Genomic DNA, 11,425 nt, shown 5'->3' on the forward strand with positions numbered 1-11,425 from the left:
TCAGCGCGCCCGTGCCAGTTCGCGTAGCAACTGCAAGGCCTCGCTGGCCAGCGGTTGATACTGGTTGAGAATGTCCGCCAGCCCGACCCAGACAATGAAGAGACCGAGCACCAGGGTCAGCGGAAAACCGATCGAGAAAATGTTCAGCTGCGGCGCGGCGCGGGTCATCACGCCGAAAGCGATGTTGACCACCAGCAGCGCCGTCACCGCCGGCAACACCAGCAACAACGCCGCGCCGAGCACCCAGCCGAGCTTGCCGGCCAGCTCCCAATAGTGCGCGGTCATCAGACCGCCGCCGACCGGCAGCGTGGTGAAGCTTTCAGTGAGGACTTCGAAGACCACCAGATGGCCGTTCATCGACAGGAACAGCAGCGTCACCAGCATGGTGAAGAACTGCCCGATCACCGCTACCGAGACGCCGTTGGTGGGGTCGATCATCGAGGCGAAGCCCATGCCCATCTGGATCGCGACGATCTGCCCGGCCACGGCGAATGCCTGAAAAAACAGCTGCAGAGAAAAACCCAATACCGCGCCGACCAGAATCTGCTCGGCGATCAGCAGCAGGCCGCTCAGATCCAGCGGGCTGACGGCGGGCATCGGTGGCAGCGCCGGGGTAATCACCACGGTAATCGCTACGGCGAAATACAGGCGCACGCGCCGCGGAATCAGGGTGGTGCCGAAAATCGGCATGACCATCAGCATCGAGGCGACGCGAAACAGCGGCAACATGAACGACGCCACCCAGGTACTGATCTGGGTGTCGGTCAGCTGAAGCAGCGATTGCATGGCTTAGCCGATGACCATCGGAATGTTTTTGTACAGCTGGATGATGTATTCCATGAACGTCTGCACGATCCACGGACCACCGATGATCAACGTCACCAGCATCACCAGCAGACGCGGCAGAAAGCTCAGGGTCTGTTCGTTGATCTGCGTCGCGGCCTGAAACATCGACACCAGCAGACCGACCAGCAGGCTCGGCACCACCAGTATGGCGACCATCATGGTGGTCAGCCACAGCGCTTCACGAAAGATATCGACCGCAACTTCCGGCGTCATGGCGAGACACCTCCAAAACTGCTGGCGAGGGTGCCGATGATCAGCGCCCAGCCATCGACCAGCACGAACAGCATGATCTTGAACGGCAGCGAAATAATCAGCGGCGAGAGCATCATCATACCCATGGCCATCAGCACGCTCGCGACGACGAGGTCGATGATCAGGAACGGGATGAAGATCATGAAGCCGATCTGGAATGCGGTTTTAAGTTCGGAGGTGACAAACGCCGGCACCAGAATGGTCAGCGGCGCCTGATCCGGGCTGGCGATGTCGGTGCGCTTGGACAGGCGCATGAACAGCTCCAGATCGCTGGTGCGGGTCTGGGCGAGCATGAAGTCCTTGATCGGCACCTGGGCCTTCTCCACCGCCTGCTGCGCGGTGAGGGTTTCGGCCAGATACGGTTGCAGCGCGTCCTTGTTCACCCGATCGAACACCGGGGCCATGATGAACAGGGTCAAAAACAGCGCCATGCCGGTGAGGATCTGGTTCGACGGCGTCTGTTGCAGGCCGAGGGCCTGACGCAGGATCGAGAAGACGATGATGATCCGGGTGAAGCTGGTCATCAGGATCACGGCCGCCGGAATGAAACTCAGGGCGGTCATGATCAGCAGGATCTGCAGGCTGACCGAGTATTCCTGCGCGCCGTCGGCATTGGTGCCCAGGGTGATCGCCGGGATCGACAACGGATCGGCAGCCAATGCCAACGGCGCGGCCAGCATCAGGGCCAGCGTCAAGACGATGCGGAGCGCAGCCATTACTTCGTATCCTTTTGATCCTTGCCGAGAATCTTCAGCAGATGCTGGGCAAATTCCGGTGTGGCTTTTTCGCTGGCGGTGGGCACTTCGACCGGCTCCTTGAGCACGTGCAGCGCAGTGATACTGCCAGGGCTGAGGCCAAGCAGAATCTGCTCGTTGCCGACCTGCACCAGCATCAAGCGGTCACGCGGGCCGAGCGCGCGCGAACCGATCAGCTCGATGACCTGGCCCTTGCCCGCCGGACCTGCCTGCTGCACCCGGCGCAACAGCCAGGCAAGGAAGAAGATCAGGCCCAGCACCAGCAGCAAGCCGAACACCAGCTGCGTCAACTGTCCGGCCACGCCGCTGTTGACCATCGGCGCGGTGGCGGCAGGCGCAGCAGTGGTTGCGCCCGGCTCGGCGGCCAGCACGCTCAACGGCAATGCCAGCAGAGTCCAGAGAAACCTTTTCACTCAGCGCAGCTTCTTGATGCGTTCGCTTGGGCTGATCACGTCGGTCAGGCGGATGCCGAATTTCTCGTTGACCACTACCACTTCGCCGTGGGCGATCAGGGTGCCGTTGACCAGCACGTCCAGCGGCTCGCCGGCCAGACGATCGAGCTCGATCACCGAGCCCTGGTTGAGTTGCAGCAGGTTGCGGATGTTGATGTCGGTGCTGCCGACTTCCATCGAGATCGACACCGGAATGTCGAGAATCACGTCCAGGTTCGGGCCGTCGAGGGTTACCGGGTCGTTGTTTTTCGGCACGCTGCCGAACTCTTCCATCGGCAGGCGATTGGAGCTCGCAGCACCGGCATCGGCGGCCAGCAGTGCATCGATGTCAGCCTGGCCAGCGTCACCGGTTTCTTCCAGGGCCGCAGCCCATTCATCGGCCAGTGCCTGATCGTCCTGCGCGTTCATATCGTCGTTCATCATGTGTCCTCGGCGGGCAACAATTCGGTTAAATGCGGGGGTGGAAAGCGCCGCCTCAGCGACGCTCGATCGGCTCGATCACTTGCAACGCGAGGTTGCCTTTGTGCGAGCCCATCTTGACCTTGAAGGCCGGCACGCCGTTGGCGCGCATGATCATGTCTTCCGGCATCTCGACCGGGATCACGTCACCCGGCTGCATGTGCAGGATGTCGCGCAGCTTCAACTGACGGCGGGCCACGGTGGCGTCGATCGGCACGTCGACATCGAGCACGTCCTGGCGCAGGGCATTGACCCAGCGTTCGTCCTGATCGTCGAGGTCGGACTGGAAACCGGCATCGAGCATTTCGCGCACCGGCTCGATCATCGAATACGGCATGGTGACGTGCAGATCACCGCCACCGCCATCGAGTTCGATGTGGAAGGTGGAAACCACGATCGCTTCGCTCGGGCCGACGATGTTGGCCATGGCCGGGTTCACTTCCGAGTTGATGTACTCGAAATTGACTTCCATGATCGCCTGCCAGGCTTCTTTCAGATCGACGAAGGCCTGTTCCAGCACCATGCGCACCACGCGCAGTTCGGTCGGGGTAAATTCACGCCCTTCGATCTTCGCGTGACGGCCGTCGCCGCCGAAGAAGTTGTCGACCAGCTTGAACACCAGTTTGGCGTCGAGGATGAACAGCGCGGTGCCGCGCAACGGTTTGATCTTGACCAGGTTGAGGCTGGTCGGCACGTACAGCGAGTGTACGTATTCGCCGAACTTCATCACCTGCACGCCACCGACGGCAACGTCCGCGGAGCGGCGCAGCATGTTGAACATGCTGATGCGGGTGTAGCGGGCGAAACGCTCGTTGATCATTTCCAGCGTCGGCATGCGTCCACGGACGATGCGATCCTGGCTGGTCAGGTCGTAGCTTTTGACACTGCCGGGTTCGGCAGCGTTATCGGTCTGTACCAGACCATCGTCGACGCCATGCAACAGCGCGTCGATTTCATCCTGGGACAGCAGATCCTGCACGGCCATGTCGTGTTCCTACTGCAGTACGAAATTAGTGAAGAGCAACTGTTCGATGACCACTTTGCCCAGCTCTTTCTGCGCCACTTCCTGGACGCTGGCGGTGGCCTTCTGGCGCAACATCTCTTGACCGACCGGGGTCGCCAAAGTGGCGAAATCCTGACCGGAGAACAGCATCACCAGGTTGTTGCGGATCACCGGCATGTGCACTTTGAGCGCGTCCAGATCGGCCTGATTGCGTGCCAGCATGGTGATGCTCACCTGCATGTAGCGCTGACGGCCGTTCTGGTTGTAGTTGGCAACGAAGGCCGGTGCCATCGGCTCGAAGATCGCCGCCTGCTTGCCGACCGGCACAGCTTCGGCGGCCTCGGCAGGCTTGCTCTGGGCGCTGTGCATGAAGAACCAGGTCGCCCCTACGGACGCGCCGATGGCCAACAGCAAGGCCAGCACGATCACAATGATCAGCTTGAGTTTGCCTTTGGTTGCCGGGTCTTTTACCGCTGCTGCTTCGCTCTTCGCCATGCCAATAATCCGTCACTAATCGGGGGTTTTACAGTTGCACGGCTAGGCAAGAGCAAGTGTTATGCCAGAAGTGTCGGAGCGTGCGCAGACAACGCCAAAGTCAAAAGCCACCCTCACCCCAGCCTCTCCCGGAGGGAGAGAGAGCAGATTGAGTCGGGTTTTGGTTATGCGCCGGCCTGACAGACCGAGTTCAGGCAAGAGCAAGCGTATGCCAGAAGTGTCGGAGGCGGCGCAGACAGCGCCAAAGTCAAAAACCACCCTCACCCCAACCCTCTCCCGGAGGGAGAGGGAGCAGACCGAGTGGGGTTTTGGTTATGCGTCGGCCTGACAGACCGAGTCGATTACGGGTCGGACGACGAGATTCAGCAATGGGATTCAGCGCAAAACCATCAGGACGGCAAACATCCTGAGCATCCCCCCAATCAGTCCCCTCTCCCTCTGGGAGAGGGCTAGGGTGAGGGGCTTTTGATCTGAAGCGATCAGGCGTAATAATCGACCGCGCTGCTGCCAATCACGCTGGTGGTCTGAGCCGCCACTTCAGCCACGCTGGCCGGTGCCAACTCTTCGTCCAACGCATCAAGGCGACCGCCGGCAGCGCTGGTGCGCCCGCTCTGGCCCTGCTGCGCCTGTTCCTGGCCTTGCTGGCCCTGCCAGCCACGGTTCTGGTCGGCGACATTGACGTCGACCTGGCCCATGCCCTGCTGGTTGAACATGTCGCGCAGGCGATGCATCTGGCTGTCCAGCGCTTCACGTACGCTTGGGTGCGCACTCATGAACGTCACCTGCGTCTGCTGGTCCGGGACCATGTTCACGCGGATGTCCAGACGCCCGAGTTCGGCCGGTTGCAGCTGAATGTCCGCCGCTTTCAGGTTGGCACTCGACAGATACATGACGCGGTTGACCACTTCTTCGGTCCAGCCGCTCTGGTGCATGGCGATCGGCTGATTCACCGGCACCGCATTGGCGGTCTTCGGCGTGGCGGCCTGGGTCAACGCTGCCAAGCGGTTGGCGAAGTCATCGACGCGGGTGTCGCTGGTTGCTGATGTCAGATCCTTGAGACCATCGTCAATCAAGCCGCTGAAGGCTTTCTCGCCACCCTGGCTGGTGCTGTCCTTGTCAGCCTGCACATCGAGCATGCTGGCCATGCCGGCCGCGAAGTTCTGTGCCGCAGTCAATTCGCCGTCGGCCTGAGCCTGAGCCGGCGGGGCTTTCGGTTGTGCCTGGCTGGCGGCGGAAATATGCCCGCCCTGCTCCATCGCCATACGCACCGCGGGGAGCGAATCGAGTGGATCGGCGGACGGGTCGAAATCGCTGGCAGGGGTAGCCGCCGGATCTTTGACCATGCCCGGCAAAGCAGCCAGCGCAGGCGTCTCGACTTCCGGCTGGGCAGTGGCGACGACGGCCGGCGCCTGTACGACAGGCGCGGCGATCAGCGGTTGCGCAGCGGCAACCAATGCCGGATCCAGCGCCGGATCAACCGGTGTAGTTTCAGCGACCGGCGTCTGTGGGGTGTCCGCACTGGCGTCGCTGCCGGCGGCCGTGTCGTCACTGACTGCGGTTTTATCGGCAGGCAAGTCATTGCCGCTATCGGCAACCGCCGGCTGCGCAGCGGCAGACTGATCCTTGCCGAGGTCTTTTTTGCCGCCGGTATCGGCGACCTTGTCGCGCGCCGGTTTGGGCGAATTGTCAGCGCTGGCGACGGGCTTGTTCGAGCCCTGATCGGCGAACACTTTGGCGAAGCTGGAGGCTTTATCCCCGGTGTCTGCGGCCATTGCCGGCGTTTTGGCCGAGGCGGCTTGCGCCTTGGCCTGAGCGGCATTCTGAATAAGGATGTTAGGGGTCGCAGGCATGAAACGGGTCTCCGCTGCACTGGGATCGTAGGTACAGTTGCGGAGTTATCTGCAAGTGCCGGGCCAGATATCGCCGGCGCTTGGAAAAAGCGCCGGACGGCCGGATCAGTGGGTATGGGCGTGGTGCTTTTCGTTTTCGTACACAGGACGCACGTCGGCGAACTCACCGGCGATGCGAGCGACCAGTTGCGCCCGTGCTTCAGGCGTCTGATCTTTGGCGCTCGACTCCAGATCCTCGCACAACGCGGCCAGGCGAACCGCGCCCATGTTACTGGCGCTGCCCTTGAAGCTATGGGCAACTTCCGATAACGCCTTGGCATCCACCGCATTGCGCAGCTCGGCCAAGCGACTTTCTGAATCCGCCAGAAAAGTATCCAGAAGCTCTGTATAGCCCTCCTCCATGACCTCACGCAACACGCACAGCGCTTCGCGATCTATGTGTAAGTCAGTCACTTGCTCACTCCTTGATCAAGAATTTCGCGGATTATGCCTCAATCCCCCAGAAAAACTCCACGCAGGCACTACGACCTTCGTCCGCCCAGCGAGCGTTATGCCCCAGTTGCCGGACCAGACCGACACCGCGACCCGACAGACGGAGCCCTTCCAGCGGCCGCTCCATGACCTTGGCGACATCGAAACCCTTGCCGCTGTCCTCGACCCGAATCAGCAGACTGCCACCCGAGTCGCGCGGCTGCACCTGCAGATGCACACGAACAAAACCGTCCTGCAGCGCTTCGAGGCGGTCATTGCGTTGCTGATAATAAAGAGCAAAGCCGGCTGCATCGCGCTTGAGACTGGAGTCCAGGCCAAGCACGCCATGCTCCAGCGCGTTGGAATACAACTCGGCCAGCACGCTGTAGAGCGCACCACTTTGCGTGCGCAGCCCGTGCACCTCCTGCAACAGTTGCAGCAGATAAGGCAGGGGATTGAAGCGCTTGAGCGTGGCACCACGGAATTCGAAACTCACCGACCAGTCCAGCGGGCTCGACTGCCCACTGTCGGAATACACCGGCGCCAGCGTCTGCGCCGGCACGGACTCAAGCAGGCTGACCTCGACCATACTGACATCGTCACGCGCCTCGCCACCAAAATCGCGCAGCGCCTGCTCGATGTCCTCGAACAAACGATCTGCCTGGCGATTGGCGGCGAACACCTGCTGCAAGCGCTCAACGCCGAACAACTGGTCATGACCATCGCCGGTATCGATCACCCCGTCAGATAAGAGAAATACCCGATCGTCGACGGCCATCGGATACACGTCGGTGCGGTCGTCGAACGCCTCAGCGCTGAGAATCCCCAGCGGTAAGTGCGCCGACGGCAACGGCACCCGCTCGCCCGTAGCCATGCGGTGCAGATAACCATCCGGCATGCCGCCATTCCACACCTCCACCGAACGGCTCTGGAAACTCAAACAGAGCAGTGTGGCGCAGCAGAACATGTCCACCGGCAGAATGCGCTTGAGCTTGGCGTTCATCTCACGCAGGGTTTCGGCCAGACCGTAGCCTTTGGCGGTCATTCCGTAAAACACCTCGGCCAGCGGCATCGCCCCCACCGCCGCCGGCAAGCCGTGGCCGGTGAAATCTCCGAGCATGACGTGCATGTCACCGGCCGGCGTGTACGCCGCCAGCAACAGGTCACCGTTGAACAGCGCATAGGGCGATTGCAGATAGCGAATGTTCGGCGCATTCAGGCAACCGGAATGCGCGACTTTGTCGAACACCGCTTTGGCGACGCGCTGTTCATTGAGCAGGTAATCGTGATGCCGGGCGATCAGGTCGCGCTGTTGCAGAACCGTCGCCTGCAAACGGCGCAAGCGATCCATCGCCTTGATTTTGGCGGCGAGGATCACCTGGTTGTACGGCTTCGCCAGAAAGTCGTCACCACCCGCCTCCAGGCAGCGAACCAACGCTTCGCTTTCGGTCAGCGAGGTGAGGAAGATGATCGGCACCAGCGTCTCGCCCGCCAGCGCCTTGATCTGCCGCGCAGCTTCGAAGCCGTCCATCACCGGCATCAGCGCGTCCATCAGGACCAGATCGGGATGTTGCCGCTTGAAGGTATCGACCGCCTCGGCACCGTTCGCTGCTGTCAGCACGTGATGACCCTGACGACGGACGATGGTCGACAGCAGCAAGCGATCGGCGGCACTGTCTTCGGCGATCAGAACGGTCAGCGGCTCTTGCGCCTGCATGGCCGTCAACTGATGTCGAACAGTTTGTCGAAGTTGGAGATCGCGAGGATTTTCTTCACATCGGAACTGCTGTTGACCACGCGGATATCCGACTGGTCGCCACCGGCGTGATCGCGTAGCAAAAGCAGCATGCCCAGTGCCGAACTGTCGAGGTAGGTGGCTTCTTTCAGGTCGACGACGATGGACTCGGGTTTGGTATCGAGCTTTTCATACGACTCGCGAAATTCCTGATGGCGACCAAAATCGAACCGCCCCTTCACCGCTATCGTGAGTTTTTTCTGGTCTGGAGAGACTTGTGTAACGACTGACATTGACTGGCTTCCTTGTCATTGACGAACCTGTACAAGGTTTAGCACCTGGATAGGGATGGGGCAAGGCGCAACGGTTGATCATATGTGGATGTCAGTGTGGGAGCGAGCCTGCTCGCGAAAGCATCCTGTCAGTTGACTAAAGGGTGACGGACACTGCGCTTTCGCGAGCAGGCTCGCTCCCACAGGGGTTCAGCGGTGAGTTTAGAAGGCATCACGCCGCGGCAGGCGCTGGGACAATTCGTCGAGCAGCTTCTGTTCGCGCTTGTCTTCCAGACGCTGCGCCTCGTCGCGATAACGCTGGACCAGTTTGCGCAAACCCTCGACGCGAGCGAACGCCTGTTGCCACTCATTGCGTGCCTTGTCGAGATTGTTCTGGTGCCAGACCAGACTCTGGCGCTGCTGGTCGACGGCGGTGTCGAGCTGCGCCAGAAAGCCCTGGAACCCGAGCAGCCATTGACCGGACACGCCGGTGCTGCCGCGCACGATCCACTGCTGCGAGTAATCCAGACGAAAGGCATTGAGGTCGGCGAGTTTGCTCTCGGCGACTGTCACCTGCCCCTGGAAATAAGCCATGCGTTGCACGGCGGTTTTCTCGGCCTTCTCGGCCATTTCCACCACCGGTGCCAGGCGCGCGGCGCGGCTGACGGCCATGACCGCTTACCCGCCCGCCGCCGGGGCGAACAAGGTCTCGAGGTAGGCCTGGCTTTCGCCCATGGTGATCTTGTCGTTGAGACCCTGCCGCTGATAGCGGACCAGTTGCGCTTGCAGGGAAATCGCCAGATCGGTCTCGCGATCGCCGCCAGCGACGTAGGCGCCGACGCTGATCAGGTCGCGGCTCTGCTGATAGCGCGACCACAGTTGTTTGAAGTATTGCGCACGCTGCATGTGTTCCGGCGAGACCACCGCCGGCATCACCCGGCTGATCGACGCTTCGATGTCGATGGCCGGGTAATGCCCTTCTTCGGCGAGGCGCCGGGACAGCACAATGTGGCCGTCGAGCACGCCTCGCGCCGAGTCGGCAATCGGGTCCTGCTGGTCGTCGCCCTCGGAGAGCACGGTGTAGAACGCTGTGATCGAGCCGCCGCCCTTCTCCGCGTTACCGGCCCGTTCGACCAGTTTCGGCAGTTTGGCGAACACCGACGGCGGATAACCCTTGGTCGCTGGCGGCTCGCCGATGGCCAGGGCAATTTCCCGCTGGGCCTGGGCGAAACGGGTCAGCGAGTCCATCAGCAACAGGACGTTCTTGCCCTTGTCGCGAAAATACTCGGCGATGCGCGTGCAGTACATCGCCGCGCGCAAACGCATCAGCGGCGCATCGTCCGCCGGCGAGGCGACCACCACGGAACGCTTGAGGCCTTCCTCACCCAGGCTGTGCTCGATGAATTCTTTAACTTCGCGACCGCGCTCGCCGATCAGGCCGACGACAATAATGTCGGCTTCGGTGAAGCGGGTCATCATGCCCAGCAGTACCGATTTACCGACGCCGGTACCGGCGAACAGGCCCAGGCGCTGCCCGCGACCGACCGTCAACAAACCGTTGATGCAACGGATACCGACGTCCAGTGGCTCGCTGATCGGGTCACGGTTGAGCGGGTTGATCGTCGGGCCATCCATCGGCACCCAGTCTTCGGCTTTCATGCCGCCCTTGCCGTCCAGCGCGCGACCGGCACCATCGAGCACGCGACCGAGCATGCTCATGCCCATCGGCAAGCGACCGGTCTCGGCCAGCGGCACCACGCGGGCGCCCGGGGCAATCCCGGCGACGCTGCCGACCGGCATCAGAAAGACTTTGCTGCCAGAAAAGCCCATGACTTCCGCTTCGACCTGCGAGGGGTGATAGCTGTCGTCGTTGATCACCAGGCAGCGCGTGCCCATGGCCGCGCGCAAGCCCTCGGCTTCGAGCGTCAGGCCGACCATGCGCAGCAGACGCCCTTCGAGAATCGGCGCGCCGGCCATTTCGGTGGCCTCGGCATAGGTGCTCAGGCGCTTGGCGAAGCTGGTGCGTTCAAGGCGCATCGGGGTGATCCGCGAGCGGCTCTTCAGCAGCAGCCGTCGGCTTGATGTCGTCGGGGATGTCCAGGCTCAGGTCGGCCTCGGCCGGGTGCAAGGCCTGCTCGTGCAACTGGTCGAACAGCTTGTCCATGACCTGCGCGACGCGGGTCTCGATGCTCGCATCGATGCGGCTGTGCGCGGTTTCAACCCGGCAGCCACCCGGCATCAGCGCTTCGTCTTCGACGATGCGCCAGGTTTCTTCGTGACGTTCGCGCAGGCTTTTCGCTTGCTCGAAATCCTGCGGATTGACGTACAGGCGCACGTTATCAACGCCCAGCGGCAACAGCTTGAGGGCGTCGCGCATGACGAGTTCGATCTGGCTCGAGTCGATGGCCAGCTCGCGCTTGATCACCTGTCTGGTGATGTGCTGCACGAGGTCGACCAGCGACTTTTCGATCTGCGTGTCCTGCTCGGCGATCGGCTCGAACAGGTGCGCCATCAGTTGCTCGAGGCTGGCGAGTTTCGCCGCCAGCGCCACTTCGGCTTCTTGACGCACCTTCAGCGTGGCGCTGTGGAAACCTTCCTTTTCGCCGATGGCGAAGCCCTCGTTGTAAGCCTCCTGGCGGATGCTTTCGAGTTCTTCCAGGGTCAGTGGCTGGACTTCCTCCAGCGGCACTTCTTCCATCTCCGGCGGTTCGGGTTCCGGCTCGGGCTCGGGTTCCGGTTTTGGCGGGTCGAAGCTGGGCAGCGCCCACGATTCGAAACCACGAACATCGCGGGCGCGGATCAGATCCGTCACAGACTCGTCAGGCTTGTCCATGG

The 11,425-nt window shown here is 61.8% G+C and carries 14 protein-coding genes; all 14 read right to left on the reverse strand.

What is annotated here, in order from left to right:
* Complete coding sequence (fliR, locus tag J3P93_RS19740; protein ID WP_090282367.1) at window positions 1-786, reverse strand: flagellar biosynthetic protein FliR; 786 nt, start codon at window positions 784-786, stop codon at window positions 1-3.
* Between the two features lie 3 nt (window positions 787-789).
* Window positions 790-1,059, reverse strand: coding sequence for a flagellar biosynthesis protein FliQ (gene fliQ / locus J3P93_RS19745; protein WP_016771067.1), 270 nt, complete (start codon window positions 1,057-1,059; stop codon window positions 790-792).
* Window positions 1,056-1,814: a flagellar type III secretion system pore protein FliP gene (fliP, locus tag J3P93_RS19750; RefSeq protein ID WP_394508390.1), complete on the reverse strand. Its 759-nt coding sequence runs from the start codon at window positions 1,812-1,814 to the stop codon at window positions 1,056-1,058. The genes fliQ and fliP overlap by 4 nt, the downstream gene beginning before the upstream one ends.
* On the reverse strand, window positions 1,814-2,266 hold the full coding sequence (fliO, locus tag J3P93_RS19755) for a flagellar biosynthetic protein FliO (RefSeq protein ID WP_434590983.1): 453 nt from the start codon (window positions 2,264-2,266) through the stop codon (window positions 1,814-1,816). Before fliO ends, fliP begins: the two co-directional genes overlap by 1 nt.
* On the reverse strand, window positions 2,267-2,725 hold the full coding sequence (gene fliN / locus J3P93_RS19760; RefSeq protein WP_053118377.1) for a flagellar motor switch protein FliN: 459 nt from the start codon (window positions 2,723-2,725) through the stop codon (window positions 2,267-2,269). It lies immediately after the preceding gene.
* 55 nt (window positions 2,726-2,780) lie between these two features.
* Window positions 2,781-3,749 (reverse strand): flagellar motor switch protein FliM, encoded by a 969-nt coding sequence (fliM, locus tag J3P93_RS19765; RefSeq protein ID WP_434590986.1) that lies wholly within the window; start codon window positions 3,747-3,749, stop codon window positions 2,781-2,783.
* A 9-nt stretch (window positions 3,750-3,758) separates the two neighbouring features.
* Window positions 3,759-4,262: a flagellar basal body-associated protein FliL gene (gene fliL, locus J3P93_RS19770; RefSeq protein WP_434590988.1), complete on the reverse strand. Its 504-nt coding sequence runs from the start codon at window positions 4,260-4,262 to the stop codon at window positions 3,759-3,761.
* A 479-nt stretch (window positions 4,263-4,741) separates the two neighbouring features.
* Window positions 4,742-6,112, reverse strand: coding sequence for a flagellar hook-length control protein FliK (locus J3P93_RS19775; RefSeq protein WP_434590991.1), 1,371 nt, complete (start codon window positions 6,110-6,112; stop codon window positions 4,742-4,744).
* A gap of 105 nt (window positions 6,113-6,217) precedes the next feature.
* A complete protein-coding gene (locus J3P93_RS19780; protein WP_434590994.1) occupies window positions 6,218-6,565 on the reverse strand; it encodes an Hpt domain-containing protein in 348 nt (115 codons plus the stop codon).
* Window positions 6,566-6,596: 31 nt separating this feature from the next.
* Window positions 6,597-8,300: an ATP-binding SpoIIE family protein phosphatase gene (locus tag J3P93_RS19785; protein ID WP_434590996.1), complete on the reverse strand. Its 1,704-nt coding sequence runs from the start codon at window positions 8,298-8,300 to the stop codon at window positions 6,597-6,599.
* A gap of 5 nt (window positions 8,301-8,305) precedes the next feature.
* Entirely contained in the window at window positions 8,306-8,611 is a 306-nt protein-coding gene (locus J3P93_RS19790) for an STAS domain-containing protein (RefSeq protein ID WP_434590998.1), read from the reverse strand.
* Between the two features lie 201 nt (window positions 8,612-8,812).
* A complete protein-coding gene (gene fliJ, locus J3P93_RS19795; RefSeq protein WP_090282358.1) occupies window positions 8,813-9,262 on the reverse strand; it encodes a flagellar export protein FliJ in 450 nt (149 codons plus the stop codon).
* A gap of 6 nt (window positions 9,263-9,268) precedes the next feature.
* Window positions 9,269-10,627 carry a flagellar protein export ATPase FliI gene (fliI, locus tag J3P93_RS19800; RefSeq protein ID WP_394508396.1) on the reverse strand — a complete coding sequence of 453 codons (1,359 nt, stop codon included), beginning with the start codon at window positions 10,625-10,627 and terminating at the stop codon, window positions 9,269-9,271.
* Window positions 10,617-11,423, reverse strand: a complete 807-nt coding sequence (fliH, locus tag J3P93_RS19805) for a flagellar assembly protein FliH (RefSeq protein WP_434591002.1) — start codon at window positions 11,421-11,423, stop codon at window positions 10,617-10,619. The genes fliI and fliH overlap by 11 nt, the downstream gene beginning before the upstream one ends.
* Window positions 11,424-11,425: the final 2 nt, after the last annotated feature.

The organism is Pseudomonas sp. R3-57, from assembly GCF_051132065.1.
GTDB lineage: Bacteria > Pseudomonadota > Gammaproteobacteria > Pseudomonadales > Pseudomonadaceae > Aquipseudomonas.

What these genes read in the sequence shown, in the direction of transcription:
- fliL (WP_434590988.1), bottom strand. Translation starts at nt 4,262, where the DNA reads ATGGCGAAGAGCGAAGCAGCAGCGGTAAAAGACCCGGCAACCAAAGGC.
- J3P93_RS19785 (WP_434590996.1), bottom strand. Translation starts at nt 8,300, where the DNA reads ATGCAGGCGCAAGAGCCGCTGACCGTTCTGATCGCCGAAGACAGTGCC.
- fliI (WP_394508396.1), bottom strand. Translation starts at nt 10,627, where the DNA reads ATGCGCCTTGAACGCACCAGCTTCGCCAAGCGCCTGAGCACCTATGCC.
- J3P93_RS19775 (WP_434590991.1), bottom strand. Translation starts at nt 6,112, where the DNA reads ATGCCTGCGACCCCTAACATCCTTATTCAGAATGCCGCTCAGGCCAAG.
- fliP (WP_394508390.1), bottom strand. Translation starts at nt 1,814, where the DNA reads ATGGCTGCGCTCCGCATCGTCTTGACGCTGGCCCTGATGCTGGCCGCG.
- fliJ (WP_090282358.1), bottom strand. Translation starts at nt 9,262, where the DNA reads ATGGCCGTCAGCCGCGCCGCGCGCCTGGCACCGGTGGTGGAAATGGCC.
- fliQ (WP_016771067.1), bottom strand. Translation starts at nt 1,059, where the DNA reads ATGACGCCGGAAGTTGCGGTCGATATCTTTCGTGAAGCGCTGTGGCTG.
- fliR (WP_090282367.1), bottom strand. Translation starts at nt 786, where the DNA reads ATGCAATCGCTGCTTCAGCTGACCGACACCCAGATCAGTACCTGGGTG.
- fliH (WP_434591002.1), bottom strand. Translation starts at nt 11,423, where the DNA reads ATGGACAAGCCTGACGAGTCTGTGACGGATCTGATCCGCGCCCGCGAT.
- fliM (WP_434590986.1), bottom strand. Translation starts at nt 3,749, where the DNA reads ATGGCCGTGCAGGATCTGCTGTCCCAGGATGAAATCGACGCGCTGTTG.
- fliN (WP_053118377.1), bottom strand. Translation starts at nt 2,725, where the DNA reads ATGAACGACGATATGAACGCGCAGGACGATCAGGCACTGGCCGATGAA.
- J3P93_RS19790 (WP_434590998.1), bottom strand. Translation starts at nt 8,611, where the DNA reads ATGTCAGTCGTTACACAAGTCTCTCCAGACCAGAAAAAACTCACGATA.